A 26,905-nucleotide genomic window follows, 5' to 3' on the forward strand; every position below is an offset into this window, starting at 1 on the left:
GTGCCGACTTCGCGGGCGACGCGGGTGACTTCGTCGGCGAACGCGGAGAGCTGGTCGACCATCGTGTTGATCGTCGACTTCAGTTCGAGGATCTCGCCTTTCGCCTCCACGGTGATCTTCTTGCCGAGATCGCCCTGGGCGACGGCCGTGGAGACGAGGGCGATGTTGCGGACCTGGGACGTCAGGTTGTCGGCCATGAAGTTGACGTTGTCGGTCAGGTCTTTCCAGACGCCGGACACGCCTCTGACCTGCGCCCGGCCGCCGAGGTTTCCTTCGGTGCCGACTTCGCGGGCGACGCGGGTGACTTCGTCGGCGAACGCGGAGAGCTGGTCGACCATCGTGTTGATCGTCGACTTCAGTTCGAGGATCTCGCCCTGCGCGTCGACCATGATCTTCTGCGAGAGGTCGCCGTTGGCGACGGCCGTCGTCACCTGGGCGATGTTGCGGACCTGGGAGGTCAGGTTCGACGCCATGAAGTTGACGTTGTCGGTCAGGTCCTTCCAGACGCCCGACACGCCCCGTACCTGGGCGCGGCCGCCCAGCCGGCCCTCCGTGCCGACTTCGCGGGCCACGCGGGTGACTTCGCCGGCGAACGCGGACAGCTGGTCGACCATGGTGTTCACGGTGAGCTTCAGCTCCAGCAGCTCACCCGTCGCCTCGACGGTCACCGTGCGGGTCAGGTCGCCGCGTGCCACCGCCGTCGTCACCAGGGCGATGTCACGGACCTGCGCGGTCAGCCGGGACGCCATGGTGTTGACGGCCTCGGTGACGTCCCGCCAGCTGCCCGACAGACCCTGCACCTTGGCCCGGCCGCCGAGCCGCCCCTCGGTGCCGACCTCGCGCGCGACCCGGGTCACCTCGCCGGTGAACAGGGACAGCTGGTCGACCATCGTGTTCACCGCGCGGGCGAGTCTGCGCAGATCACCGCGGAGCTGCCGGCTGCCGTCGTGCAGGTCGACCCGCTGGGTCAGGTCGCCGCCGGCCACCGCGTCGAGCACGCGCGTGGCGTTCGCCGCGGGCGCGACCAGGGCGTCGAGGACCTGGTTGACGTCGTTGACGCGTGTCGTCCAGGCGCCCTGGCCGGGACTCGCCGACAGCCGCTCGTCCAGCCGGCCGTGGCGCACCAGCTCCCGTTTCACGCGTCGTACTTCGGTGTTGAAGTGGATGCCGCGGTCCATGATCTGGTTGAAGACCGCGGTGAGTTCGGCGACGATCCCCTCCCCGGTGGCCCCGTCGGTCCCGGTCTCCGGGACTTTCGTGAAGTCGCCGTCGCGGGCGGCGGTCATCGCGGCGAGCAGAGGGCGCAGTGCGGATGCTCGGAGTTGTTCCGGTTTCTGTCCGTCTTCGAGCACACGCGTAGCACTGTTCTCACTCATGGCGGCCCACTTCGGTAACTCGGTGCTTATGGGCGCAGTCAGTCTGTCACTCTGTCCGCATCGATCGGGATGTATTCGTCCGAACTGCTCGGGGAGCTGGACATGGGGGCCATACCCACGCAACGGGAGACCGTCTCCCGGGTCCGTGAGGCGCCTGCGCACGACGCGGCGCCCGCGCACGACACCGCGGGCCCGCGTGCGCAGGGGCGCGCGAGCCTGCCCGGAGGCCCCCTCGCGCCCGGTTCCGCCCGCGCCCTGGTGCGCGCCTCCTTCGACGAATGGACCGAGTGCGGGCTCCTCCGCCCGGAGCAGCAGCGGGTCGCCGAGGACGCCATGGTCGTCGTCAGCGAACTCGTCACCAACGCCGTCGTGCACGCCGGTACGGACCTCGAGGTCGACTGGTGGCTGGAGGAGCGGGAGGAGACGGCGTTCGTCGTCGAGGTCACCGACCACCATCCCTCCCGCGCGCCCCGCGACCACCCGGGCGAGACGCCGTACGAGACACCGGAGTTCGGGCGCGGGCTGCGCCTGGTCGCCTCGCTCGCCGAGTCCTGGGGGGTGACGTACCGCACCGGCGCCAAGTCGGTGTGGGCGCGGCTGACCGGCCGCGGCGGCACGCTCCCCGACGAGCAGCAGCTGAAGGTCGCCGAGATCCTCGCCCCCGAACCGCCTCCGCCCCCGCACGCGCACGCGCACGCGGCCGCGGTCGCGGTCGCGGCGGAGCGCGAAGGAGGATGCTCCCACCGCCCCGAGCGCGACCGGGACTGGCTCAACCGGGGCGCGCTGTCCTTCCTCGCCGAGGCCTCCGACCTGCTGGCCGGCCAGCTCGACGAGAATCTGGTGGCCGCGCTCACCGGCCAGCTGATCGTGCCCAGGCTCGCCGACTGGTGCGCGGTGTGGCTGGAGGACGAGGCGACCGTACGCGGCGGGGGCTGGGGCGACCCCGGCGGTGCGGGCGGTGCGGGCGGCCCGCGGCTGGCCCGGGTCTGGCACGGCAGCGAGAACCGCATCGAGGAGCTGCGCCACGCCCTGGAGAAGGACCCGCCGTGCCCGAGCAGCGGCTTACGGTCCGGGCCGGAGCCGTATCCCTGGCCCGGCGCGGCGCTCGGCCCGCAGGGCGTGCACGGCTCGGCGCTCGCCTACCGGCTGATCGCGGGTGGCCGCCCGCTCGGTACGCTCGTCATCGGGCGGTCCGGCCCGGACGGCATCCCCGACGAGATCACCGGCCTCGTGGAGGACTTCGGCCGCCGGGTCGCCCTCGCCATCGGCGCGGCCCGCCAGTACGCCCGCCAGGCCACCATCAGCGCCGTCCTGCAGCGCGGTCTGCTGCCCGGCGCGGTCGCCGAGATCCCGGGCGTGCGCAGCGCGCTCGTCTACGAACCCTGCGACAAGGGCGGTCCCAGCGGCGACTTCTACGACCTCTTCCCGGCCGGCGACGGCCGCTGGTGCTTCGCCGTCGGCGACGTCCAGGGCAAGGGCCCCGAGGCCGCCGTCGTCATCGGCCTCGCCCGGCCCTGGCTGCGGCTCCTCGCCCGCGAGGGCTACCGGGTCGCCGACGTCCTCGACCGCCTCAACCAGCTCCTCCTCGACGACGCCACCGAGGCCGCCGACGCCGCCGCCCGCGCCCTGGTCGCCGCCGGCGGCCGCGCCCTGCCGCCCGGCGACGGCCCGCAGACCCGTTTCCTCTCTCTCCTCTACGGCGAACTCACCCCCCTCGACGGCGGCGGCATCCGCTGCACCCTCGCCTCCGCCGGGCACCCGCTGCCGCTGCTCCTCGGCCCCGACGGCGAGGTCCGCACCGCCGCCCGCCCGCAGACCCTGCTCGGGGTCGTCGAGGACGAGACCTACACCAGCGAGACCATCGAGCTCGCGCCCGGCGACAGCCTGCTGTGCGTGACCGACGGGGTCACCGAGCGGCGCTCCGGCAGCCGCCAGTTCGACGACGGCGACGGGCTCGCGCGGGCGCTGGCCGGCTGCGCGGGGCTGAACGCCGACCTGATCGCCGAACGCATCAGACGGCTCGTCCACGAGTTCGGCGGTGGACAGCCGGAGGACGACCTGGCGCTGCTCGTCCTCCAGGCGGAGTGACCCGCGTCGCACGGGACAGCCGTACGGGACTGTCGCACGGGACAGCCGTACGGGACTGTCGCACGGGACAGCCGTACGGGACTGTCGCACGGGACAGCCGTACGGGACATCCGTACGGGACAATGGAGGACATGCCTTCCGCACTCCCCGACGGCGAGCCCGTCCCCGACGACGGCGCGCTCCCCGCTTCCGCGCTCGCCGGTGCCGCCGCCCGCCCCCTCGGGTTCTACCTGCACGTCCCCTACTGCGCGACCCGCTGCGGCTACTGCGACTTCAACACGTACACGGCGACCGAGCTGCGCGGCACGGGCGGTGTCCTCGCCTCCCGCGACAACTACGCGGACACCCTGATCGACGAAGTCAGGCTGGCCAGGAAGGTCCTCGGCGACGATCCGCGCGAGGTGCGGACCGTGTTCGTCGGCGGTGGTACGCCGACCCTGCTGGCCGCCGCCGATCTCGTACGGATGCTGGGCGCGATCCGGGACGAGTTCGGGCTCGCGGCGGACGCGGAGGTCACGACGGAGGCGAACCCGGAGTCCGTCGGCCCCGCCTACCTGTCGGCCCTGCGCGAGGGCGGTTTCAACCGGATCTCCTTCGGCATGCAGAGCGCACGGCAGCACGTCCTGCGGGTCCTCGACCGCACCCACACCCCCGGGCGGCCCGAGGCGTGCGTCGCGGAGGCCCGCGCGGCCGGCTTCGAGCACGTCAACCTCGACCTGATCTACGGCACCCCGGGCGAGTCCGACGACGACTGGCGGGCCTCGCTGGACGCGGCGATCGGCGCCGGGCCCGACCACGTCTCGGCGTACGCGCTGATCGTCGAGGAGGGCACCCAGCTGGCCCGCCGGATCCGCCGGGGCGAGGTGCCGATGACCGACGACGACGTCCACGCCGACCGGTACCTGATCGCCGACTCGGTGCTGTCGGAGGCGGGCTTCGACTGGTACGAGGTGTCCAACTGGGCCACCTCGGAGGCGGGCCGCTGCCTGCACAACGAGCTGTACTGGCGGGGCGCCGACTGGTGGGGCGCCGGACCGGGGGCGCACTCGCACGTGGGGGGCGTGCGGTGGTGGAACGTCAAGCACCCGGGGGCGTACGCGGCGGCGCTGGCGTCGGGGCGGTCGCCGGGCGCCGGGCGGGAGGTCCTGTCGGACGAGGACCGGCGGGTGGAGCGGATCCTGCTGGAGCTGCGGCTGCGGGAAGGGTTGCCGTTGGCGCTGCTGAAGGAGGAGGGGCTGAAGGCCGCGCGGCGGGCGCTGGGGGAGGGCTTGCTGGAGGAGGGTCCGTATGACGGGGGGCGGGCCGTGCTGACGCTGCGGGGGCGGTTGCTGGCGGATGCGGTGGTGCGTGATCTGGTGGACTGATCACGGTCAGGCCCCACCGCTGCCCGTGACGAAGTCGATCAGTTCCTCCACCCGGCCCAGCAGCTCCGGCTCCAGGTCCTTGTAGGAGCCCACGCGCGCGAGGATCGCCTGCCACACCGCGCCCGTGCTGTCCGTGGGCCAGCCCAGCGCCCGGCAGACGCCCGTCTTCCAGTCCTGGCCGTGCGGGACGCGGGGCCAGGAGCCGATGCCCAGGGACGACGGCTTCACCGCCTCCCAGATGTCGATGTACGGGTGGCCGACGACCAGGGCGTGGTCGCTGGTGACCGACTGCGCGATGCGCCACTCCTTGGTGCCGGGGAGCAGGTGGTCGACGAGGACGCCGAGGCGGGCGTCGGGACCGGGGGCGAACTCGGCGACGATGGCGGGAAGGTCGTCGACGCCCTCCAGGTACTCCACGACCACGCCCTCGATGCGCAGGTCGTCGCCCCAGACCTTCTCGACCAGTTCCGCGTCGTGGCGGCCCTCCACGTAGATGCGGCCCGCACGGGCGACACGCGCGCGTGCGCCGGGGACGGCGACCGAGCCGGATGCGGTACGGGAGGGACGTACCGGCCCCCCTGACGTGGGGCGTACGAGGGTGACGACCCGGCCCTCCAGGAGGAAGCCGCGCGGCTCCAGCGGGAAGACGCGGTGCTTGCCGAAGCGGTCCTCCAGGGTGACCGTGCCCGCCTCGCAGCGGATCACCGCGCCGCAGAAACCGGTACCCGGCTCCTCGACCACCAGACCGGGTTCGGCGGCCACCTCGGGCACCGGCTTCGGCTTCTTCCAGGGCGGGGTCAGGTCGGCGGAGTACTGGCGCATTCGGATGACGATAGGAGAAGCCGAACGGGTGCGCCTACGACACGCCGAAACGGGCGGCCAGGGCGTCGCGCTGGGCCCGTACGAACGCCGCGTCGACGACCGCTCCGTGACCGGGGACGTACAGGGCGCGATCACCACCGAGCGAGAGGAGGCGGTCCAGGGCCGCGGGCCAGCGGGACGGTACGGCGTCGGGGCCGGCCTGCGGATCGCCGGACTCCTCCACCAGGTCGCCGCAGAACACCACCTCCGGGTCGCCGGGGACCAGGACGGCGAGGTCGTGGGGGGTGTGGCCGGGGCCCACGTTGGCCAGCAGGGCCTGGCGGCCGTCGCCCAGGTCGAGGGTCCACTCGCCGGAGACCAGATGGCGCGGGAGCGGGAGGGCGTCGGCCGCCTCCTCGGCCTCCGCGGCCGGCAGGCCGTTGCGGATCGCGTCCAGGCGGAGTTCCTCGCGGTGGTACGCGAGGACGGCCTCCGTGCCCACCGCCGCGTACAGGTCCGCACCCGCGAAGGCGGCCGCGCCGAAGACGTGGTCGAAGTGGGGATGGGTGAGCGCGAGATGGGTCACACGGCGGTCGGCCAGCGCCTGCGCCTCCGTACGCAACCGCGCGCCCTCCGCCAGGCTCGACCCGGCGTCCACCATCAGGGCCGTGCCCGCGCCCAGGACCAGACCCGCCGTGCAGTCCCAGCCCGGCAGCCGGCACCGGCCGACCCCTTCGGCCACCCGCTCCCAGCCCAGCTCTTCCCAAGTCACCGTCATGCCGCGACGCTAGCCGTAGAAGGCCGTGGGTCCTGACCGACCTTGCCCAGTCAGTACCCCACGGCCGTACACTGGGCCGGGGATGCTGGCACTCGCGTTCGCAGAGTGCCAGACGAAAGGCCCGAAGGGACCGAAAGGCCGCGGTGACGACTTTCTGGAGGTGTGGCGCCGGATGCTGAGTGAACGCAGGCTTCAGGTGTTGCGCGCCATCGTCCAGGACTATGTCGGCACCGAGGAACCGGTCGGATCGAAGGCGCTGACCGAACGGCACAACCTCGGGGTCTCCCCGGCAACCGTGCGCAACGACATGGCCGCCCTGGAGGACGAGGGGTTCATCGCCCAGCCGCACACCAGCGCGGGGCGGATCCCCACCGACAAGGGGTACCGGCTGTTCGTGGACAAGCTGGCCGGCGTCAAGCCGATGAGCGCGCCCGAGCGGCGGGCCATCCAGAACTTCCTCGACGGCGCCGTAGACCTCGACGACGTGGTGGCGCGGACCGTTCGGCTGCTGGCCCAGCTGACCCGGCAGGTGGCGGTCGTGCAGTATCCGTCGCTGACGCGGTCGACCGTGCGGCACGTGGAACTGCTCTCCCTCGCGCCGGCCCGGCTGATGCTGGTGCTGATCACCGACACCGGGCGGGTCGAGCAGCGGATGGTCGACTGCCCGGCGCCCTTCGGGGAAACGTCTGTGGCGGACCTGCGGGCGCGGCTGAACAGCCGGGTCGCGGGGCGCCGGTTCTCGGACGTGCCCCGGCTGGTGGAGGACCTGCCGGAAGCGTTCGAGGCCGAGGACCGCGGCACGGTCTCGGCGGTGCTCTCCACCCTGCTGGAGACGCTCGTCGAGGAGAACGAGGAGCGGCTGGTGATCGGCGGCACCGCCAATCTCACCCGCTTCGGACATGACTTTCCCCTCATGATCCGGCCCGTCCTGGAGGCGCTGGAGGAGCATGTCGTGCTCCTCAAGCTCATGGGCGAGGCAGGGGATTCGGGCATGACCGTACGCATCGGTCACGAGAACGCCTACGAGGGACTCAACTCCACGTCCGTGGTGTCGGTCGGCTACGGTTCGGGCGGCGAGGCAGTCGCCAAACTCGGCGTGGTCGGACCGACCCGCATGGATTACCCGGGAACGATGGGAGCGGTACGAGCGGTGGCACGGTACGTCGGACAGATCCTGGCGGAGTCGTAAGTGGCCACGGACTACTACGCCGTTCTCGGCGTGCGCCGCGACGCGTCGCAGGAAGAGATCAAGAAGGCCTTCCGTCGGCTCGCGCGCGAGCTGCACCCGGACGTCAACCCGGATCCGAAGACCCAGGAGCGGTTCAAGGAGATCAACGCCGCTTACGAGGTGCTCTCCGACCCGCAGAAGAAGCAGGTCTACGACCTCGGCGGGGATCCGCTCTCGCAGAGCGGCGGCGCGAGCGCGGGCGGCTTCGGGGCCGGCGGGTTCGGGAACTTCTCGGACATCATGGACGCGTTCTTCGGTACGGCGTCCCAGCGCGGGCCGCGGTCGCGTACGCGGCGCGGCCAGGACGCGATGATCCGGATCGAGGTCGAGCTCGACGAGGCGGCCTTCGGCACGACCAAGGACATCCAGGTCGACACGGCGATCGTCTGCAACACCTGCAACGGTGAGGGCGCGGCGCCGGGCACCTCCGCCCAGACGTGTGACATGTGCCGGGGCCGTGGTGAGGTCTCGCAGGTGACGCGGTCGTTCCTGGGCCAGGTCATGACCTCGCGGCCCTGCCCGCAGTGCCAGGGCTTCGGGACGGTCGTGCCGACGCCGTGCCCGGAGTGCGCGGGTGACGGGCGGGTGCGGTCGCGGCGGACGCTGACCGTGAAGATCCCGGCCGGTGTCGACAACGGCACGCGGATCCAGCTGGCCGGTGAGGGTGAGGTCGGGCCGGGTGGCGGTCCCGCCGGTGACCTGTACGTCGAGATCCACGAGCTGCCGCACTCCACGTTCCAGCGGCGCGGGGACGACCTGCACTGCACGGTGACGATTCCGATGACGGCGGCGTCGCTCGGTACGAAGGTGCCGTTGGAGACGCTGGACGGGCTGGAGGAGGTCGACATCCGGCCGGGCACGCAGTCCGGGCAGTCGATTCCGCTGCACGGGCGTGGGGTCACGCATCTGCGGGGCGGGGGGCGCGGTGATCTCATCGTCCACGTCGAGGTGACGACGCCGACCAAGCTCGATCCCGAGCAGGAGCGGTTGCTGCGGGAGCTGGCGAAGCTGCGCGGGGAGGAGCGGCCGCAGGGGCAGTTCCAGCCCGGTCAGCAAGGGCTGTTCAGCCGGCTGAAGGACGCGTTCAACGGGCGTTGACGGGGTGCCGTGAAGGGGCTCCGCCCCTTCGACCCCGCCAGGGGGCTCCGCCCCCTGGACCCCCGGGACCTATGCCCACCCACCACCCGACTCGGTCCGTCAACAGGTGCGGTCGCCCCTCGGCTCGGTCGGTCGAGGGGTGGGGTTGCTCGCCCGGCTCGGTCGGTCGAGGGGTGGGGTTGCTCGCCAGGTTCGGGTGGTCGAGGGGTGGGGTTGCTCGCCCTGGACCGGTCGGGTCGGTGGGGGGAGATTTGTGGCATGTGCCAAAGGGGCGGCCCGATTCGGTCTTGTTCGGAGGACGTGACAACATGCCGTCATGTCCTCCGCACTGACCGATCTCTTCCCTCTTCCGATCGTGCAGGCCCCCATGGCAGGCGGGGTCTCCGTCCCGCAGCTTGCCGCCGCCGTGTCCGAGGCGGGCGGGCTGGGGTTCCTCGCCGCCGGGTACAAGACCGCCGACGGGATGTATCAGGAGATCAAGCAGCTGCGGGGGCTGACCGGCCGTCCCTTCGGTGTGAACGTCTTCATGCCGCAGCCCGAGTACGGCGAGTCCGGTGCCGTGGAGGTCTACGCGCATCAGCTGGCCGGTGAGGCCGCCTGGTACGAGACCGAGCTCGGCGACCCGGACAGCGGCCGGGACGACGGGTACGAGGCCAAGCTGGCCGTGCTGCTGGACAACCCGGTCGCCGCCGTCTCCTTCCACTTCGGCGTGCCGACGCGGGAGGTGCTGGACTCGCTGCGGCGGGCCGGGACGGTCACGCTGGTCACCGCCACCACCGCCGAGGAGGCCCTCGCCGTGGAGCGGGCCGGGGCGGACGCGGTGATCGCCCAGGGCGTGGAGGCCGGCGGACACCAGGGCACCCACCGGGACCTGCCGGAGAACGACGGGTCCGGCATCGGGCTGCTGTCGCTGGTCGCCCAGGTGCGCGAGACCGTGGGCATCCCGGTCGTCGCCGCGGGCGGGATCATGCGCGGCGGCCAGATCGCGGCCGTACTGGCGGCGGGGGCGAGCGCCGCCCAGCTGGGGACGGCCTTCCTCGCCACCCCGGAGTCCGGCGCCGCCGGCCTGCACAAGCAGGCGCTCACCGACCCGCTCTTCACGCGGACCGCGCTGACCCGGGCGTTCTCCGGGCGGCCCGCCCGCGGCCTGGTCAACCGGTTCATGCGCGAGCACGGCCCGTACGCGCCCGCCGCCTACCCGGAGGTCCACCACCTCACCTCCCCGCTGCGCAAGGCCGCCGCCCGGTCCGGGGACGCGCAGGGCATGGCCCTGTGGGCCGGGCAGGGGCACCGGATGGCCCGCGAGCTGCCCGCCGGACAGCTGGTGGAGACCCTCGCGGCCGAACTCGCCGCCGCGTCGACAGCGTTGTCCACCAAGGAGGGGGAGAAGCGATGACCGCCCCCGTCTTCGTCGTCGAGCACTTCCGTACGGACGCCGGCGGACAGTACGTCCTCGACGGGCCCGAGGGACGGCACGCGGTCTCCGTGAAGCGGCTCCAGCCCGGCGAGGAGGTCGTCCTCACCGACGGCGCCGGCCGCTACGCGGTCTGCGACGTGGTGGCCGCCGAGGGCAAGGACCGGCTGGTCGTCCACCTGGCGTCGGTCTCGGAGGAGCCGGAGCCGGCTCCGCGCATCACCGTCGTCCAGGCTCTCCCCAAGGGCGACCGCGGCGAGGTCGCCGTGGAGACCATGACCGAGGTAGGCGTCGACGCGATCGTGCCCTGGCAGGCCGCCCGCTGCATCACCCAGTGGAAGGGCGAACGGGGTCTCAAGTCGCTGGCGAAGTGGCGGGCCACCGCCCGCGAGGCCGGCAAGCAGTCCCGCCGGGTGCGGTTCCCGGAGGTCGCGGACGCGGCGACGACCAGGCAGGTCGCGGCACTTCTGGCCAAGGCCGACCTCGCCGCCGTGCTGCATTCCGACTTCGGGCACGGCAGCGAGCCGCTCGCCGCGGCCGAACTGCCCGCCGACGGCGAGATCGTGCTGGTCGTCGGGCCCGAGGGGGGCGTCGCGCGGGACGAGGTGGCGCTGTTCGAGGAGGCGGGTGCGAAGACGTACACCCTGGGGCCTACCGTGATGCGCACGTCGACCGCCGGGACGGCGGCCACGGCCCTGCTGCTGGGCCGCACCGGCCGGTGGTCCTGAACCGACCGCACCACACCCTGGGGAACACGCCGTGGAACTCGCCCAAGTCCGGCTCCTGGTCACCGACTTCGCCGCCTGCTACCGCTTCTACGCCGAAGTGCTCGGACTGAAGCCGCAGTCCGGGGCGAGCGAGGGGCCGTACGAGAAGTTCAGCCCGCACGCCGGATCGGCGGGGATCGCCCTGCAGGACCGGGCGATGATGGCCGCGATACTGGACGAGCTGGGGGACGCGGCGACCGGGCACCGCTCGCTGGTGGTGCTGCGCGTCGACGACCTCGACACCTACTGCGAGCAGATCGTCGGACGGGGGGCGGTCCTCCTGCACGGGCCGGCGGAGATGACGGAACGCATGCGGGTCGCCCATCTCAAGGACCCCGAGGGCAACCTGGTGGAACTGCAGGAGTGGCTGCTGCTGCGCACCTGAGGGACGGTGCACCGGCACGGGTGACCTCTCCGAACACGTGAGTGGCCGTATGTCCCCTACCGCCACCGGCACGACGGTGGCAGGCTGCCCTCCATGGGGGTATTGAGGCGGATTTGGGGCCGGCCGCGCGGGACCAGGGTGGCGGCCGTGGCAGGGCTCGCGGTGCTCGCCGTGGGCGGTGCGGTGGCGTGTCAGCCGAGCGACCTGAACACCGCGACGGTCGCCTACACCACCGACCGGACCGCAACCGCCGAGCTGAAACGCCAGCACGTCGACGTCGACTGGCTCACCTGCACCGGCAACTACGGGTCGTCGGCGGGGGCCACGAAGAGCACGAAGACGCCGTCGGCCACCTCGACCACCGTCGTCTCCGTCGACTGCCAGGGCCGGACCACGGACGGCCGGAACATCACCGTCACCGGCCGGGTCACCAAGGCCGTCAGCGGCGCCTGCGTGCGCGGGAGCCTCGTCGCCAAGGTCGGCGGCAAGGAGTGGTTCCGGGTGAACGGGCTGGGCAATTGCGACGCCACGCCCGGGCCGACGTACAGCACCTACCGCCCGCCCACCTACGGACAGCAGCCGGGCCCCACCGTGACCGTCACGAAGACCATCTGGTGCCAGGGCGACCCCACGTGCTGGCCGGTGCAGGGCAAGTGATCGAAATCGGCCACCGGGAGCACGCCCCGGTGCATAGGCTGAGCGGGTGACTCAGGGTGCAGCGACAGGACCGCGGTCCTACCTCCGATTTCCCCATGTCCACGGCGATCTGGTCGCCTTCACCGCCGAGGACGACGTGTGGCTCGCGCCCCTGGACGGCGGCCGGGCCTGGCGGGTCAGCGCCGACAACGTCCCCGTGACGCTGCCGCGCATCTCGCCCGACGGGACCACGGTCGCCTGGACCTCCACCCGCGACGGCGCCCCCGAGATCCACCTCGCCCCCGTCGACGGCGGTCCGTCCACCCGCCTGACGCACTGGGGGAGTTCCCGCACCCAGGTACGCGGCTGGACCGCCGACGGGCAGGTCCTCGCCATCTCCACCCACGGCCAGGCCAGCCTCCGGCGCAGCTGGGCCCACACCGTCCCGCTCGACGGCGGCCCGTCCACCGTCCTGCCGTACGGCCCGGTCGGCCATGTCGCCCCCGGCCCGCACACCGTGCTGCTGTCCGCGCCGATGGGGCGGGAGGCGGCCTGGTGGAAGCGGTACCGGGGCGGTACGGCGGGCAAGCTGTGGATCGACCGGGAGGGTGCCGGCGAGTTCGTACGGCTGCACGCGGAGCTGGACGGGAACCTGGAGTACCCCGTGTGGGCCGGCGACCGGATCGCGTTCCTCTCCGACCACGAGGGCACGGGCGCGCTGTACTCCTCCCTCGCCGACGGCTCCGACCTGCGCCGGCACACCCCCCTCGACGGTTTCTACGCCCGGCACGCGTCCGGCGACGGCACCCGCGTCGTCTACGCCTCGGCCGGTGAACTCTGGCTCCTCGACGACCTGGAGGGCGCCGAGCCGCGCTGCCTGGACATCAGGCTCGGCGGACAGCGGGTGGACCGGCAGCCGTACCCGGTCAACGCGGCCCGCTGGTTCGGCTCGGCCTCGCCCGACCACACCGCGCGCGGCAGCGCCGTCCTGGTGCGCGGCGGCGTGCACTGGGTGACCCACCGGTCCGGCCCGGCGCGGGCCCTCGCGGCCCAGCCCGGGGTGCGGGCCCGGCTGCCCGTCACCTTCCGCGCGGACGCCGAGGAATGGGTGGTGTGGGTGACGGACGCCGAGGGCGACGACGCCCTGGAGTTCGCCCCCGCCACCGGACTCGTGCCCGGCGCCACCCCGCGCCGGATCGCCGCCGGACAGCTCGGCCGGGTCCTGGACCTCGCCGTCGCCCCCGACGGCGGCCGGGTCGCCGTCGCCGCCCACGACGGACGCCTGCTCCTCGTCGAACGCGAGACGGGCGAGGTCCGCGAGGTCGACCGCAGCGAGGACGGCGACGTCTCCGGACTCGCCTTCTCACCCGACTCCGGCTGGCTCGCCTGGTCCCACCCCGGCGCCGGCGGCCTCTGCCAGCTCCGCATAGCCCACACCACCGACCTCACCGTCACCGAGGCGACCCCGCTGCGGTTCCGGGACTACGACCCCGCCTTCACCCGCGACGGCAAACACCTCGCGTTCCTCTCCACCCGCTCCTTCGACCCGGTCTACGACGAGCACGTCTTCGACCTGGCCTTCGTGGTCGGCGACCGCCCGCACCTGATCACCCTGGCGGCCACCACCCCCTCGCCGTTCGGCCCGCAGCGGCACGGCCGTCCCTTCGAGACCCCCGACAAGGACGAGACCCCGGACGCCGAGGGCACTCCCGCCACCCGCATCGACCTGGAGGGCCTCGCCGACCGGATCGTGCCCTTCCCCGTCGAGGCCGGCCGCTACTCCACGCTGCGCGCCGCCAAGGACGGCGTCCTCTGGCTGCGCCACCCGGTCCGCGGCGTCCTCGGCGCCTCCCGCGCCCACCCCGAGGACCCGGCGCCCAAGACCGAGCTGGAGCGCTACGACCTCGCCCAGCAGCGCATCGAGTACCTCGCCTCCGACGCCGACCACTTCGAGGTCAGCGGCGACGGCAAACGCGTCCTGCTCTGGGCCGACGGCAAGCTCAAGGTCGTACCCAGCGACCGCCGCGCCTCGAACGACGACGACAGCGACACCAACATCACCGTCGACCTGTCCCGGGTCCGGCAGACCGTCGACCCGGCCGCCGAGTGGCGGCAGATGTTCGACGAGACCGGCCGCATCATGCGCGACCAGTTCTGGCGGCCCGACCTCGGCGGCGTCGACTGGGACGGCGTCCTCGACCGCTACCGCCCGCTCGTCGACCGCTGCGCCACCCACGACGACCTCGTCGACCTGCTCTGGGAGGTCCAGGGCGAACTCGGCACCTCGCACGCCTACGTCACCCCGCGCGGCGGCCACGGCGGCGGCGCCCGGCAGGGCCTGCTCGGCGCCGACATCTCCCGGCACGCCGACGGCAGCTGGCGCATCGACCGGATCCTGCCCGCCGAGACCTCCGACCCCGGCGCCCGCTCCCCGCTCGCCGCACCCGGCGCCGCGGTACGCCCCGGCGACGCGATCGTGGCCGTCGCCGGCCGCCCCGTCGACCCGGTGACCGGCCCCGGCCCGCTCCTCGTCGGCACGGCCGGCAAGGCGGTCGAACTGACCGTGTCCCCGGCGGGCGGCGGCGACCTGCGGCACCCGGTCGTCGTCCCGGTCTCCGACGAGGAACCGCTCCGCTACCACGCGTGGGTGGCCGACCGCCGGGCCCACGTCCACGAGCTGTCCGGCGGCCGCCTCGGCTACCTCCACGTCCCCGACATGCAGGCGCCCGGCTGGGCCCAGATCCACCGCGACCTGAACGTGGAGATGGCCCGCGAGGGCATCGTCGTGGACGTCCGCGAGAACCGCGGCGGGCACACCTCCCAACTGGTCGTGGAGAAGCTGGCCCGGCGGATCGTCGGCTGGGACCTGCCGCGCGGCATGCGGCCGCAGAGCTACCCGCGGGACGCGCCCCGCGGACCGGTCGTGGTCGTCGCGAACGAGTTCTCCGGCTCGGACGGCGACATCGTCAACGCGGCGATCAAGGCGCTGGGCATCGGCCCGGTGGTCGGCACCCGCACCTGGGGCGGCGTGATCGGTATCGACAGCCGCTACCGCCTGGTCGACGGCACACTGGTCACCCAGCCGAAGTACGCGTTCTGGCTGGAGGGTTACGGCTGGGGCGTGGAGAACCACGGCGTCGACCCGGACGTGGAGGTCGTCCAGACCCCACAGGACTGGGGGGCGGCGAGGGACCCCCAGCTGGACGAGGCCGTCCGACTCGCGCTGGAGGCACTGGAGGACAGTCCCGCGAAAACCCCGCCGGCCTTGCCGAGCTGAGGGGCGCCGGGGGGACCCCCGGCCGAAGGCTGGGGGAGGAACTGCGCGACAAGTCCCCACCGGACCCGCACCCGACGACGATACGATGCCCCCGGAACTGATCACCGGTCGAGGAGAAAACGTGGCAGGGGAACCCCAGGACGACTGCCTGTTCTGCAAGATCGTCGCAGGCCACGTCCCCGCGACGATCGTCCGGGAGACGGACACCACCGTCGCCTTCCGGGACATCAACCCCCAGGCACCCACCCACGTCCTGGTGATCCCCAAGGTCCACTACAGGACCGCGGCCGAGCTCGCCGCAGGCGAACCCGCCGTGGCCGCCGACATACTGCGCGAGGCTCAGGCCGTCGCCGACGAGGACAAGCTGGAGAGCTACCGGCTCGTCTTCAACACCGGCAGCGGCGCCGGCCAGACCGTCTGGCACGCCCACGCCCACGTCATCGGCGGCCGCGGCCTGCAGTGGCCGCCCGGATAGCCAGCCGTGTCCGTACGTGAACTGGTGGTCCTCGGCACCGCCAGCCAGGTCCCCACCCGGCACCGCAACCACAACGGCTACCTGCTGCGCTGGGACGGCGAGGGCATCCTCTTCGACCCCGGCGAGGGCACCCAGCGGCAGATGCTGCGGGCCGGGGTCGCGGCCCACGACCTGAACCGGATCTGCGTCACCCACTTCCACGGCGACCACTCCCTCGGCCTCTCCGGCGTCATCCAGCGCATCAACCTCGACCAGGTCCCGCACCCGGTCACCGCGCACTACCCGAAGTCCGGGCAGCGCTTCTTCGACCGGCTCCGGTACGCCACCGCCTACCGCGAGACCGTCGGCATCACCGAGGCCCCGGTCGACGGAGAGGGCGGCGACCTCGCCGTCACGCGGTCGTACCGGCTTCAGGCCCGCAGGCTCTCCCACCCCGTCGAGTCGTACGGCTACCGGCTCACCGAGCCCGACGGCCGCCGCATGCTGCCCGAACGGCTGGCCGCGTACGGCATCACCGGCCCCGACGTCGGCCGGATCCAGCGCGAGGGCGTCCTCGGGGACGTCACGATCGACGAGGTCAGCGAGGTGCGCCGCGGTCAGCGGTTCGCGTTCGTGATGGACACCAGGCTCTGCGACGGCGTGCACGCGCTGGCCGAGGACTGCGACATGCTCGTCATCGAGTCGACGTTCCTCGACGAGGACGCCCGGCTGGCTGCGGACCACGGCCACCTGACCGCCGGTCAGGCGGCGGCCGTCGCCCGCGACGCGGGGGTACGGCACCTCGTGCTGACCCACTTCAGCCAGCGCTACTCCGAACCCGGGGGCACCTCCCGGACGGAGTCCGGGGGAGACTTCGAACGGCAGGCGCGGGCCGTCGGCTACGAGGGCGAACTGACCGTCGCCCACGACCTGCTCCGAGTGCCGGTCCCGAAGCGCAGGTGAAGCGGCCGTACCATGCTCTGATGCCCCTCCCCAAAGCAGAACTGCACCTCCACATCGAAGGCACCCTGGAGCCCGAGCTGGCGTTCCTGCTGGCCGCGCGCAACGGCGTCGAGCTGCCCTACGCGGACACCGACGCGCTGCGCAAGGCCTACCAGTTCGAGGACCTGCAGTCCTTCCTGAACCTCTACTACGAGCTCATGGCCGTCCTGCGCACCGAGCAGGACTTCGACGACCTCGCCGACGCGTACCTCTCGCGGGCCGCCGCGCAGGGCGTGCGGCACGCCGAGATCTTCTTCGACCCGCAGGCGCACCTCGCGCGGGGCGTGGACATGGGGACGGTCGTCGAGGGCCTGTGGCGGGCGCTCGGCCGGAGCGCCGAGAGCCACCGGATCTCCACCCGCCTGATCATGTGCTTCCTGCGGGACGAGTCCGCGGAGTCGGCGATGGCGACGCTGGAGGCGGCGAAGCCGTACCTCGACCGGATCACCGGTATCGGGCTCGACTCCGCGGAGGTCGGGCATCCGCCGGCCAAGTTCCGCGAGGTGTACGAGGCGGCGGCCGGGCTGGGGCTGCGGCGGGTGGCCCACGCGGGTGAGGAGGGGCCGCCGGAATACATCACCGAGGCGCTGGACGTGCTCGGCGTCGAGCGCGTCGACCACGGGCTGCGCTGCATGGAGGACCCGGAGCTGGTGGCGCGTCTGGTGCGGGAGCGGATCCCGCTGACGCTGTGCCCGCTGTCGAACGTCCGGCTGCGCGCGGTCGACGTGCTCGCCGAACACCCGCTTCCGGCCATGATCGACGCCGGGCTGCTGTGCACGGTCAACTCCGACGACCCCGCCTACTTCGGCGGTTACGTCGCCGACAACTACCACGCCGTGCGCGACACCCTGGGCCTGTCCAGGGAGCAGATGCGGGGACTGGCCCGCAACTCCTTCCTCGCGTCCTTCCTCGAGGACGACGAGGAGCTGCGGGCCCGCTACCTCGCCGAGGTCGACGCCTACGAGTTCGGGCAGGCCCACGGCTGAGCGGTTCGCTTCGCCGGAAGCGCCGCGATGTGCCGTCTGCCGTCCGCGGCGCCGTCGTGGCCGGTCGCGCAGTTCCTCCCCCAGCCTTCGGCCTGGGGGTACCCCCAGCGCCCCTTCGGGGGCGCTGCTGCTCAGGCCGCGACGTCCAGTCGTACGGTCGTGCCGTCGGTGAGTGCCGGGCCGGTCGTGACGGTGGTGGTCCTGCGTCGCAGTGCCACCGCCGTCAGCGGTACCGCGACCGCCAGCAGGCCCACCGCGAGGACCGTTCCCATCGCCGGGAATCCGGCCCGCGCCGCCAGCAGGCTGCCGGTCATCGGGCCGACGGCCGTCCCCAGCGACGACGCCGACCCGACCAGCACCGCCCAGCGGCCCCGCGGGTCGAGGGCGGCGGCGAGCCCGATGACGTACGACAGGACGACCGGGTAGAGCAGGTTCCAGGCGATCTCGCCGGACGCGAACGTCGTCAGGTCGGTGGCGGACGCGCTGAGCGCGATGCAGCCCGCGATCAGCACGGTGCCCAGCCCGATGGGCAGGGCCTGCCCGAGCCGCGGGCCGAGGGCGCCCGCGCCGACCACGCCGAGCAGGCCGGTGCCGAGCGCCACCGCGAACACCGCGCCGACGGTCGCCTCGCCGAGGTGCGCCTGCGTCAGGCCGATCCGGCCGCTGACGCCCCACAGCGAGTTCTGCGCGGCCGACCAGCACGGCATCGCGGCGGCCAGCAGCAGGCCCGAACGGAGGTGGGGGAGCCGGGAGCCGGTGGCGGTGCGGGGGACGGCCGGGGCGGTGCGGGGGGAAAGCCGGGCGGTGAGCGGCCAGACCGCGAGCGCGGTGAGCGCGATCGCGGCGAGGGGCTGCGCGTGGCCGGGGCCGAGGTGCGGGACCGTCAGGTAGACGGCACCCGCGAGGGCGGAGACGCCGAGGAGGCCGAGGGTGGTGGTGCGGTGGGGGTCGCGCTGTGCGGCGATGCCGGTGGCGGCGACGGCGGTGACCGTGCCGGAACCGAAGCCGCCGACGACGGCGCCGGCGACGACCGCGGGGACGGCGGCGGTCAGGGCGGCGCCGCCGTAGCCGAGAACCGCGAGCAGGAGGCCGAGGCGGGCGAGCGTGCGGGGGCCGATGCGGTCGACCCGGGACGCGAGGAGGAAGCCGGCCGCCGCCGAACTCAGCAGCAGGGCACTGCCGACGGCGCCTGCCTGGGTTGCGGAGAGGGGGAGCCCCGATTCGAGCCGGCCGACGGTGGTCGGGAGGAGGTACGGGGCGAGGTACCCGGCCGTGAAAAGGGCGACGAGGGGCCAGGGGGTGGTGCGGGGGGCGGACACGGGCGTTCCCAGGGCATGCGAAAGGAGCGGCTCAAGAAGGGGGTTGGGCGCAGGCCGTCGAGGGACAGGAACGCGCGGGGAATTTGTATCAAGTGGGGGGAAGGAGCAGAAGGGTGGGGGGTGTGATGTGGGGCACGGTGTGGTTTTGGATGTGGGGAGGAGGGTAGGAGCGCCGCGCGCCGTGGGGGGTTCGGTGGAGTGGCGGGTGCGGCCCCCCGGGCCGCTCAGCGCCAGTTGACCGTGCCGCCTGTCGTCGCTGATTCGATCCGCGTGCGGATTTCCTGCATCACGGCCACGATCCGGTCCTCGTGCTCCGGCGTGAGGCGGGCCACCGGTACCGAGCAGCTGATGGCGTCCTGGGCCGGGATGTCGTAGCGCAGGGCGAAGCCGTAGCCGGCGATGCCCAGGACGCCTTCCTCGCGGTCGATCGAGTAGCCGCGGGCGCGGACCCCGGCCAGGTCGGCGGAGAGCGCGTCCGGGGTGGTGTGGGTGTGGGGGGTGAGGGGCCGGTAAGGGCCCGCGGGGAGCTCGGCGTCCGGGCGTTCCGCCAGCAGCGCCTTGCCGAGTGCGCCCGCGTGGGCCGGGAGGCGGCGGCCCACCCTGCTGATCGTGCGCAGGTACTCGTGGGACTCCCGGGTCGCCAGGTACGCCACGTCCGGGCCGTCCAGGCGGGCCAGGTGGATCGTCTCGCCGAGCGCCTCCGAGGCCTCGTCGAGGTAGGGGCGTACGAGGCGGACGCGCGGGTCGGAGTCGAGGTAGCTGGTGCCGGTCAGCAGGGTGCGGATGCCGATGCCGTAGAGGGAGCCGGTGGTGTCGGTGCGCACCCAGCCCCGGGCGATCAGCGTCTGGAGCAGGGCGTACATCGAGCTGCGCGGGACGCCGAGGCCGTCCGCCAGTTCCTGGAGGCGGGCCGGTCGGTCGCCGCGGGCGGCGAGGAGCTCCAGCAGCTCCACGGTGCGCGCCGCGGACTTCACCTCGCGGACCCCTGCTGTCTCGGACATGTGCAGATCGTAGGGGGGCGGGGGTGGTGTGCGCCGTTGACGGGATGCGTTCGCATATCTAGTCTCTGTCTTCATACGTAGATGTCGTCTGCATGGGGAGATCGAGAGATGAGTGCGGTGGCCGGACGGCCCGAGCATGTGGCGCGGAGGCTGCGGGAGGGGATGGCGGGCGGGGTGCTGTCGTTCCCGCTCACCTCGTTCCGCGCCGACGGCTCCCTCGACGTGGACGGGTTCCGGGCGTACGTGGCGGGGCAGCTGGCCGCCGGCCCCGGCGCCCTCTTCCCGGCCTGCGGGACCGGGGAGTTCTTCTCGCTGGACGAGGAGGAGTACCGGCAGGTCGTGCGCGTGACCGTCGAGGAGGCCGGTGGGCGGGTGCCCGTGGTCGCCGGGGTGGGGTACGGCTGGGCGCAGGCCGTCCGGTTCGCGCGTATCGCGGAGGAGGCCGGGGCCGACGCCCTGCTCGTGCTGCCGCACTACCTCGTCGCCGCACCGCAGGACGGACTCGTCGCCCAGGTCGAGGCGATCGCGGGCCGGACCGGGCTGCCGCTCGTCGTCTACCAGCGCGGCCAGGTCACGTACACCGCCGAGTCGTTGGCGCGGATCGCCGCACTCCCCGGCGTCATCGGCCTCAAGGACGGGCACAGCGACCTCGACCGGCTCCAGCGGCTCACCCTCGCCGCCCCCGACGGCTTCCTCTTCTTCAACGGCGCCGCCACCGCCGAGATCCAGGCCCGCGCCTACGCGACGGTCGGCGTCCCCGCCTACTCCTCCGCCGTGCACGCCTTCGCCCCGGAGATCGCCGACGCCTTCTTCGCCGCCCTCCGCGACGGTGAGCAGGGCACCGTCGACAAGCTGCTGCGCGACTTCTACGTGCCGTTCGTCGAACTGCGCGACCGGGTGCCCGGCTACGCGGTGTCACTGGTGAAGGCGGCGGCCCGGCTGCGCGGCCGGCCGGTGGGCCCCGTGCGCGCCCCGCTCACCGACCCCTCGGCCTGCGACCTCGCCGACCTCGAGGCCCTGCTCGGCACCGGCCTCGACCTCGTGGGAGCGTCCCGGTGAACCTCACGATCACCGACGTCCGCCTCACGCCGGTCCTCGTCGCCGACCCGCCGCTGCTGAACACGCAGGGCGTGCACCAGCCGTACACGCCCCGGCTGATCGTGGAGGTGGAGACCGCGGACGGGGTGGTCGGGGTCGGGGAGACCTACGGGGACACCAAGTACCTGGAGCTGGCCCGGCCGTTGGCGGAGAGACTGCGCGGGCGGCAGGCCGGTGACCTGAACGGGCTGTCCGGTGTCGCCGACGAGGTCGCCGTGGACGCGGGCCGGGTGGCCGGCCAGGCCGACGTCGGCGGGCTGCGGGGCGTCCAGACCGCCGAGAAGCTGCGGCTGTCCGTCGTCTCCGGGTTCGAGGTCGCCTGCCTGGACGCCCTCGGCAAGGCGCTCGGACTGCCGGTGCACGCACTGCTCGGCGGGAAGGTGCGCGACTCGGTCGAGTACAGCGCGTACCTCTTCTACAAGTGGGCCGCGCACCCGGCGGGCGTGCCCGCGGAACCCGACGACTGGGGAGCCGCACTCGACCCGGCCGGGGTCGTGGCGCAGGCCCGCCGCTTCACCGAGCGGTACGGGTTCACCTCCTTCAAGCTCAAGGGCGGGGTCTTCCCGCCCGAGCAGGAGATCGCGGCCGTCCGCGCGCTGGCCGAGGCATTCCCCGGGCACCCGCTGCGGCTGGACCCCAACGGCGCCTGGTCGGTGGAGACCTCGCTGAAGGTGGCGAGGGAACTGGGCGACGTCCTCGAGTACCTGGAGGACCCGGCCCTCGGCACCCCGGCGATGGCGGACGTGGCGGCGGGCACGGACGTCCCGCTCGCGACCAACATGTGCGTGACGACCTTCGGCGAGATCGCGGAGGCGTTCACGCGCGGGGCCGTGCAGGTCGTCCTCTCCGACCACCACTACTGGGGCGGGCTGCGCAGCACCCGGGAACTGGCCGCCGTCTGCCGGACCTTCGGCGTCGGCGTCTCCATGCACTCCAACACCCACCTCGGGATCAGCCTCGCCGCGATGACCCACGTGGCCGCGACCGTCCCGGACCTCCACCACGCCTGCGACACCCACTACCCCTGGCAGTCCGAGGACGTCCTCACCGAACGCCTGGCCTTCGACGGCGGCCGGATCACCGTCTCCGACGCCCCGGGACTGGGCGTCGAGCTGGACCGGGAGCAGGTACGACGGCTGCACCGGCGGTGGCTCGACGACGACGGGACGCTCCGCGACCGTGACGACGCGGCGGCGATGCGGGCGGCCGAGCCGGGCTGGACGGCACCGGCCGTGCCCCGCTGGTAGGCGCCGCCCGATCGGGCGGTCGTACGGCGGGAACGGCCGCCGCTGCCGTGACATGGTGCACACTGGCCGGACCCGCACCACGTCAGGGAGCGCACCGTGACCGCGTCCAACGCGTTCGCCGGAGAGGAACCGGAGTACCTCGACGACGACGGAGGAGCAACAACACCGCACTGCGCCGCGCAGGTCGACCCGCTGGCCGCTCTGCGCACGCCGGACGATCCGCCCTGGGACGTCTACCTCACCGGCACCGTCTTCCTCGACATCGTCTTCACCGGCCTCGACACCGCCCCGGTGCGCGGCACCGAGTCCTGGGCCCGGGGCATGGGCTCCAGTCCCGGCGGCGTCGCCAACATGGCCACCGCCCTCGCCCGCCTCGGCCTGAAGACCTCCCTGGCGGCCGCCTTCGGCGACGACCACTACGGCGAGTACTGCTGGGACACGCTCGCCCAGGGCGAGGGCATCGACCTCTCCCCGTCCCGGACCGTGCGCGGCTGGCACTCGCCGGTCACCGTCTCCATGGCGTACGAGGGGGAGCGGACCATGGTCTCGCACGGGCACGAGCCGCCCGCGGACCTGCTGTTCCGCCAGCAGAACGCACCCGGCCACCCGGCCCACGCACGCGCCGCCGTCGCCTCCCTCACGCCCGGCAAACGCAATCCCTGGATCGCCAGGGCGGCCGCCGAGGGGACCCGGATCTTCGCCGACGTCGGCTGGGACGACACGGGCGCGTGGAACCTCGCGGGCCTCGCCGACCTGGAGCACTGCGAGGCGTTCCTGCCCAACGCGGAGGAGGCGCGGCGGTACACCGGCGAGGACTGCCCGCGGGCCGCCGCGCACGCCCTCACCGCGTACGTGCCGCTCGCCGTCGTGACCCTCGGGTCGGAGGGCGCCTATGCCGTCGACGGGCGTACCGGCGAGTCCGCGGAGGTGCCGGCGATCGCCGTGGAGGCCCTCGACCCGACCGGCGCGGGCGACGTCTTCGTCGCCGGGTTCGTCACCGGAACGCTCGCGGACTGGCCGCTGGCCGACCGTCTCGCCTTCGCGGGCCTCACGGCGGCGCTGTCCGTCCAGGAGTTCGGCGGCTCCCTGTCCGCTCCCGGGTGGTCGGAGATCGGGGCGTGGTGGCGCAAGGTCCAGTCGGTGGCGGGGCAGGACCCGGCCGCGCTGCGACGGTACGCGTTCCTGGAGGGCCTGGTGCCGGAGGAGGACCAGGTGCGGCCGTGGCCCCTGCGGAGGGCTGTGCCGACGATCGGGTTCGGGCGGGCGGGGTGACGTTCGCGGGTGCGGGTGCGGGTGCGGGTGCGGGTGCGGGTGCGGGTGCGGGTGTGTGGGGGCTGGGGGGCGGGGGGTTTCGCTTACCGGCGCCGGCAGGGTGCCTCCCCCCGGCCTTCGGCCGGGGGGAGGCACCCTGCCGAAGGCCGGGGAGGAACTGCGCGATCAGCCCCCACCGGCCCGCGGCCGACGACGAAACCGGTGCGGCCTCGGCCTACTCTCCCCGCACCCTGGCAACCTGCCGGCGCACCAGCGACCGCCCCGCCTCCGACACCCCGGACAACGCCCCGGCGAACAGCTCCTCCACCCCGCCCCCGTCGGCCCCCGCACACCCGCTGCTCACCACGTACCGCTCCCGCACCGCCACCCGCAGCACACCCTCCGTGTCCACCGCGGCCGCGGCGATCGTCGGCACCTCCCCGCCCGCCGGGTCGGCCACCTTCGCGTACGCCCCGGCCACCGGCTCCCGCCAGCGCAGCGAAAGCAGCACCGGGGACTTTGCCTGCACCTCGGCGAGGTCCGTTTCGTACACTCCGTCCGCCGTGAGCACCTCGGCCCGCGCGTCCAGCGCCAGCGCCGCCGGCAGCAGGTCCCGCAGGGTGGACCCGGCGACGTTCCCGCCCACCGTCGCCGCCCGGCGCACCGCCCCCGTGCCGACGCCCTTCGCCGCCTGCCGCAGCATCTCCGGAACCCGGTCGTCCACCTGACCCAGCAGCACCGCGCCGCCCAGCACTCCGTTCCCCATGGCCGTCGCCTCCGGTACCTTCCGCAGGGACACCGCCTGTTCCGGGAAGCCGTCCCGCTGCCACGCGGCCCATATCAGGGTCGCCCCGCCGACGGGTATCGCCCCCTCGGCCAGGCAGTCGCGGGCCTCGGACACCGACGTGGGCAGACGCAGCAGCACGGCTACCTGCTCTCTGTGCGGACACGTGGCGTGGAGCGAACGCGGCCCCCGGCCACGTGAGGGCAGTGACGGCCCGATCCTGCCCCGGCGTGCGGGAGCGCATCCAGGGCTCACGGCCGCACCGGGGGCGCCTTCCCCTGTGAAAAGGCCTACGGCGATGTCAGCCCCGCGTCGTACGCTTGATACCGCGAGGCCGCCCTCAGCTACGCGGCCGTGACGAGGAGGAACCGCAGGCCTTAAGCGCCGGCCCATGACTCAGACACCCACAGCTCACACTCCCGCGCAGCAGCAGGCCCGAGCTCAGTTCGAGGTTCCCGCCCAGCACCCCATGGTCACCGTGCTGGGATCCGGCGACTCCCTGCTGCGCGTGATCGAGAAGGCCTTCCCGGCGGCCGACATCCACGTCCGGGGCAACGAGATCAGCGCGGTCGGCGATGCCCGTGAAGTCGCCCTCATACAGCGCCTGTTCGACGAGATGATGCTGGTGCTCCGCACCGGGCAGCCGATGACGGAGGACGCAGTGGAACGCTCGATCGCCATGCTGCGGGCGAGCGAGAACGGGGAGGGCCCGGAGGAGACCCCGGCCCAGGTTCTGACGCAGAACATCCTGTCCTCGCGCGGCCGCACCATCCGCCCCAAGACCCTCAACCAGAAGCGGTACGTCGACGCGATCGACAAGCACACGATCGTCTTCGGCATCGGGCCCGCGGGCACCGGCAAGACCTACCTGGCCATGGCCAAGGCGGTGCAGGCCCTGCAGTCCAAGCAGGTCAACCGCATCATCCTGACCCGGCCGGCGGTCGAGGCGGGCGAGCGGCTCGGCTTCCTGCCGGGCACCCTCTACGAGAAGATCGACCCGTACCTGCGCCCGCTGTACGACGCGCTGCACGACATGCTCGACCCCGACTCGATCCCGAAACTGATGGCTTCGGGGACTATCGAGGTGGCGCCGCTGGCATACATGCGGGGCCGTAGCCAGCCAGTGTTCACGAACGTTCTGACGCCGGACGGTTGGCGCCCCATCGGTGACCTTCAGGTCGGTGACCTCGTCATCGGCTCCAACGGTGAGCCGACACCGGTTCTGGGCGTGTACCCGCAGGGCGAGAGGGACATCTACCGGGTCACGGCTCAGGACGGCTCCTGGACGCTGTGCTGCGGCGAGCACCTGTGGACGGTCCGGACGGCTTCGGACAGGCGTCGCAACAAGCCGTGGCGAGTCCTGGAGACCCAGGAGATGATCGGCAACCTCCGTGCGGCGCACGCCCGCCGGTACGAGCTTCCGATGCTCACCGCACCGGTGTGCCTCCCGGAGCAAGAGGTCCCCATGGACCCGTACGCGCTGGGGCTCCTGTTGGGTGACGGCTGCCTGACCGGCACCACCACGCCCGCCTTCGCCACGGAAGACCCCGAACTGGCGGTGGCCCTGGAGTCGGTGCTGCCCGGAATCCAGGTACGGCACAAGAGCGGACCGGATTACGTCCTGCACCGGATCAAGTCACCCGGCGACGTTGTCACGCTGGAGAACCCGGTCACCGGGGTCCTGCGCGAACTCGATCTGCTGCGCACGCGCTCGCACACAAAGTTCGTTCCGGACGCCTATCTGCACAATTCGGCCGAAGTGCGTCTGGCCGTCCTGCAGGGCCTTCTCGATTCGGACGGCGGTCCCGTCACGCAGAAGGACCGGACCTGCCGTGTCCAGTACACGACGACATCGATCATGCTCCGCGATGACGTGATCGCACTCGTGCAGTCGCTGGGCGGGGTCGCGTACACCCGCCGACGGGTCGCCGACGGCCGCAAGCCGGGCCTGGCGAACGGGCGTGAAGTCGCCTACCGCCGCGACGCCCACATCATCGACATCCGTCTGCCCGAAGGCATAGAGCCCTTCCGTCTCGCCCGCAAACGCGACAAGTACCACGCGGCCGGAGGCGGCGGACGCCCGATGCGGTTCATCGACTCGATCGAGCCGGCGGGCCGGGAGGAGACCGTCTGCATCCAGGTGGCCGCCGAGGACTCTCTGTACGTCACCACGGACTACCTGCTGACGCACAACACCCTGAACGACGCCTTCATCATCCTCGACGAGGCCCAGAACACCTCGCCCGAGCAGATGAAGATGTTCCTCACCCGGCTCGGCTTCGAGTCGAAGATCGTGATCACCGGTGACGTGACGCAGGTCGACCTGCCCAACGGCACCAAGTCCGGTCTGCGCCAGGTGCAGGACATCCTGGACGGCGTGGACGACGTGCACTTCTCCCGGCTGACGTCCCACGATGTCGTACGGCACAAGCTGGTGGGCCGTATCGTCGACGCGTACGAGAAGTACGACAGCACGCACGGCACGGAGAACGGCACGCACAAGGGCGGCCGCTCGAAGTCCGCGCACAAGGGGAAGTAGACAAGCACAGCG

22 protein-coding genes are annotated in these 26,905 nt (G+C 72.8%); 16 read left to right on the plus strand and 6 right to left on the minus strand.

Features of this window, described 5'->3' with window-relative positions:
• Window positions 1–1,286 (minus strand): HAMP domain-containing protein (locus tag ACFY6U_RS20815; protein WP_390040159.1); only part of this gene is annotated, 1,286 nt, incomplete at its 3' end.
• Window positions 1,287–1,478: 192 nt separating this feature from the next.
• On the opposite strand from ACFY6U_RS20815, the gene ACFY6U_RS20820 reads away from it, so the two are divergent.
• Window positions 1,479–3,464 carry a SpoIIE family protein phosphatase gene (locus tag ACFY6U_RS20820; RefSeq protein WP_390040161.1) on the plus strand — a complete coding sequence of 662 codons (1,986 nt, stop codon included), beginning with the start codon at window positions 1,479–1,481 and terminating at the stop codon, window positions 3,462–3,464.
• A 131-nt stretch (window positions 3,465–3,595) separates the two neighbouring features.
• Window positions 3,596–4,828, plus strand: a complete 1,233-nt coding sequence (gene hemW, locus ACFY6U_RS20825) for a radical SAM family heme chaperone HemW (RefSeq protein ID WP_390040163.1) — start codon at window positions 3,596–3,598, stop codon at window positions 4,826–4,828.
• A gap of 6 nt (window positions 4,829–4,834) precedes the next feature.
• Here the strand turns inward: hemW and ACFY6U_RS20830 are convergent, their stop codons facing one another.
• Together ACFY6U_RS20830 and ACFY6U_RS20835 are read right to left on the minus strand one after the other, a co-directional pair.
• Window positions 4,835–5,650 carry a DUF3097 domain-containing protein gene (locus ACFY6U_RS20830; RefSeq protein WP_390040165.1) on the minus strand — a complete coding sequence of 272 codons (816 nt, stop codon included), beginning with the start codon at window positions 5,648–5,650 and terminating at the stop codon, window positions 4,835–4,837.
• Window positions 5,651–5,684: 34 nt separating this feature from the next.
• A complete protein-coding gene (locus ACFY6U_RS20835) occupies window positions 5,685–6,407 on the minus strand; it encodes an MBL fold metallo-hydrolase (RefSeq protein WP_351490600.1) in 723 nt (240 codons plus the stop codon).
• A 172-nt stretch (window positions 6,408–6,579) separates the two neighbouring features.
• Here ACFY6U_RS20835 and hrcA point away from each other — a divergent pair, with 172 nt between their 5' ends.
• The 10 genes from hrcA (at window position 6,580) to ACFY6U_RS20885 (ending at window position 17,654) form a co-directional block, all read left to right on the plus strand.
• Window positions 6,580–7,596 (plus strand): heat-inducible transcriptional repressor HrcA, encoded by a 1,017-nt coding sequence (gene hrcA / locus ACFY6U_RS20840; protein WP_390040167.1) that lies wholly within the window; start codon window positions 6,580–6,582, stop codon window positions 7,594–7,596.
• The gene (dnaJ, locus tag ACFY6U_RS20845) at window positions 7,597–8,733 is read left to right on the plus strand and encodes a molecular chaperone DnaJ (protein WP_390040169.1); all 1,137 of its coding nucleotides are present in this window, start codon (window positions 7,597–7,599) and stop codon (window positions 8,731–8,733) included.
• A 316-nt stretch (window positions 8,734–9,049) separates the two neighbouring features.
• Window positions 9,050–10,129 carry a nitronate monooxygenase gene (locus ACFY6U_RS20850; RefSeq protein WP_390040171.1) on the plus strand — a complete coding sequence of 360 codons (1,080 nt, stop codon included), beginning with the start codon at window positions 9,050–9,052 and terminating at the stop codon, window positions 10,127–10,129.
• On the plus strand, window positions 10,126–10,875 hold the full coding sequence (locus ACFY6U_RS20855; protein ID WP_390040173.1) for a 16S rRNA (uracil(1498)-N(3))-methyltransferase: 750 nt from the start codon (window positions 10,126–10,128) through the stop codon (window positions 10,873–10,875). Before ACFY6U_RS20850 ends, ACFY6U_RS20855 begins: the two co-directional genes overlap by 4 nt.
• Window positions 10,876–10,906: 31 nt before the next feature.
• Window positions 10,907–11,299 carry a VOC family protein gene (locus tag ACFY6U_RS20860; RefSeq protein ID WP_390040175.1) on the plus strand — a complete coding sequence of 131 codons (393 nt, stop codon included), beginning with the start codon at window positions 10,907–10,909 and terminating at the stop codon, window positions 11,297–11,299.
• Window positions 11,300–11,392: 93 nt separating this feature from the next.
• A complete protein-coding gene (locus tag ACFY6U_RS20865) occupies window positions 11,393–11,956 on the plus strand; it encodes a hypothetical protein (protein ID WP_390040177.1) in 564 nt (187 codons plus the stop codon).
• A 46-nt stretch (window positions 11,957–12,002) separates the two neighbouring features.
• A complete protein-coding gene (locus ACFY6U_RS20870; RefSeq protein WP_390040179.1) occupies window positions 12,003–15,212 on the plus strand; it encodes a S41 family peptidase in 3,210 nt (1,069 codons plus the stop codon).
• Window positions 15,213–15,333: 121 nt separating this feature from the next.
• On the plus strand, window positions 15,334–15,687 hold the full coding sequence (locus ACFY6U_RS20875; protein ID WP_390040181.1) for a histidine triad nucleotide-binding protein: 354 nt from the start codon (window positions 15,334–15,336) through the stop codon (window positions 15,685–15,687).
• 6 nt (window positions 15,688–15,693) lie between these two features.
• Window positions 15,694–16,629, plus strand: a complete 936-nt coding sequence (locus ACFY6U_RS20880; RefSeq protein WP_390040182.1) for a ribonuclease Z — start codon at window positions 15,694–15,696, stop codon at window positions 16,627–16,629.
• A 20-nt stretch (window positions 16,630–16,649) separates the two neighbouring features.
• Entirely contained in the window at window positions 16,650–17,654 is a 1,005-nt protein-coding gene (locus tag ACFY6U_RS20885; protein WP_390040184.1) for an adenosine deaminase, read from the plus strand.
• A 131-nt stretch (window positions 17,655–17,785) separates the two neighbouring features.
• Here the strand turns inward: ACFY6U_RS20885 and ACFY6U_RS20890 are convergent, their stop codons facing one another.
• Together ACFY6U_RS20890 and ACFY6U_RS20895 are read right to left on the minus strand one after the other, a co-directional pair.
• The gene (locus ACFY6U_RS20890) at window positions 17,786–18,973 is read right to left on the minus strand and encodes an MFS transporter (protein WP_390040186.1); all 1,188 of its coding nucleotides are present in this window, start codon (window positions 18,971–18,973) and stop codon (window positions 17,786–17,788) included.
• A gap of 224 nt (window positions 18,974–19,197) precedes the next feature.
• Window positions 19,198–19,974, minus strand: a complete 777-nt coding sequence (locus ACFY6U_RS20895; protein ID WP_390040188.1) for an IclR family transcriptional regulator — start codon at window positions 19,972–19,974, stop codon at window positions 19,198–19,200.
• Between the two features lie 108 nt (window positions 19,975–20,082).
• On the opposite strand from ACFY6U_RS20895, the gene ACFY6U_RS20900 reads away from it, so the two are divergent.
• From ACFY6U_RS20900 to ACFY6U_RS20910, 3 genes are all read left to right on the plus strand, one after another.
• Window positions 20,083–21,033 (plus strand): 5-dehydro-4-deoxyglucarate dehydratase, encoded by a 951-nt coding sequence (locus tag ACFY6U_RS20900; RefSeq protein ID WP_390040190.1) that lies wholly within the window; start codon window positions 20,083–20,085, stop codon window positions 21,031–21,033.
• A complete protein-coding gene (locus ACFY6U_RS20905; protein WP_390040192.1) occupies window positions 21,030–22,319 on the plus strand; it encodes a glucarate dehydratase family protein in 1,290 nt (429 codons plus the stop codon). The genes ACFY6U_RS20900 and ACFY6U_RS20905 overlap by 4 nt, the downstream gene beginning before the upstream one ends.
• A gap of 96 nt (window positions 22,320–22,415) precedes the next feature.
• Window positions 22,416–23,591, plus strand: a complete 1,176-nt coding sequence (locus ACFY6U_RS20910) for a carbohydrate kinase family protein (protein ID WP_390040194.1) — start codon at window positions 22,416–22,418, stop codon at window positions 23,589–23,591.
• 214 nt (window positions 23,592–23,805) lie between these two features.
• On the opposite strand, the gene ACFY6U_RS20915 is transcribed toward ACFY6U_RS20910, so the two are convergent.
• Window positions 23,806–24,495, minus strand: coding sequence for an FAD binding domain-containing protein (locus ACFY6U_RS20915; RefSeq protein ID WP_390040196.1), 690 nt, complete (start codon window positions 24,493–24,495; stop codon window positions 23,806–23,808).
• A gap of 250 nt (window positions 24,496–24,745) precedes the next feature.
• On the opposite strand from ACFY6U_RS20915, the gene ACFY6U_RS20920 reads away from it, so the two are divergent.
• Window positions 24,746–26,893, plus strand: coding sequence for a PhoH family protein (locus ACFY6U_RS20920; RefSeq protein ID WP_390040198.1), 2,148 nt, complete (start codon window positions 24,746–24,748; stop codon window positions 26,891–26,893).
• Window positions 26,894–26,905: the final 12 nt, after the last annotated feature.

Source organism: Streptomyces sp. NPDC013157, from assembly GCF_042899865.1.
Lineage (GTDB): Bacteria > Actinomycetota > Actinomycetes > Streptomycetales > Streptomycetaceae > Streptomyces.

Excerpts from the sequence above, each read along its gene's own strand:
- ACFY6U_RS20900 (WP_390040190.1), top strand. The coding sequence starts at position 20,083 with ATGAGTGCGGTGGCCGGACGGCCCGAGCATGTGGCGCGGAGGCTGCGG.
- hemW (WP_390040163.1), top strand. The coding sequence starts at position 3,596 with ATGCCTTCCGCACTCCCCGACGGCGAGCCCGTCCCCGACGACGGCGCG.
- ACFY6U_RS20830 (WP_390040165.1), bottom strand. The coding sequence starts at position 5,650 with ATGCGCCAGTACTCCGCCGACCTGACCCCGCCCTGGAAGAAGCCGAAG.
- ACFY6U_RS20835 (WP_351490600.1), bottom strand. The coding sequence starts at position 6,407 with ATGACGGTGACTTGGGAAGAGCTGGGCTGGGAGCGGGTGGCCGAAGGG.
- ACFY6U_RS20885 (WP_390040184.1), top strand. The coding sequence starts at position 16,650 with ATGCCCCTCCCCAAAGCAGAACTGCACCTCCACATCGAAGGCACCCTG.
- hrcA (WP_390040167.1), top strand. The coding sequence starts at position 6,580 with ATGCTGAGTGAACGCAGGCTTCAGGTGTTGCGCGCCATCGTCCAGGAC.
- ACFY6U_RS20855 (WP_390040173.1), top strand. The coding sequence starts at position 10,126 with ATGACCGCCCCCGTCTTCGTCGTCGAGCACTTCCGTACGGACGCCGGC.
- ACFY6U_RS20850 (WP_390040171.1), top strand. The coding sequence starts at position 9,050 with ATGTCCTCCGCACTGACCGATCTCTTCCCTCTTCCGATCGTGCAGGCC.
- ACFY6U_RS20920 (WP_390040198.1), top strand. The coding sequence starts at position 24,746 with ATGACTCAGACACCCACAGCTCACACTCCCGCGCAGCAGCAGGCCCGA.
- ACFY6U_RS20895 (WP_390040188.1), bottom strand. The coding sequence starts at position 19,974 with ATGTCCGAGACAGCAGGGGTCCGCGAGGTGAAGTCCGCGGCGCGCACC.
- ACFY6U_RS20865 (WP_390040177.1), top strand. The coding sequence starts at position 11,393 with ATGGGGGTATTGAGGCGGATTTGGGGCCGGCCGCGCGGGACCAGGGTG.
- ACFY6U_RS20820 (WP_390040161.1), top strand. The coding sequence starts at position 1,479 with ATGGGGGCCATACCCACGCAACGGGAGACCGTCTCCCGGGTCCGTGAG.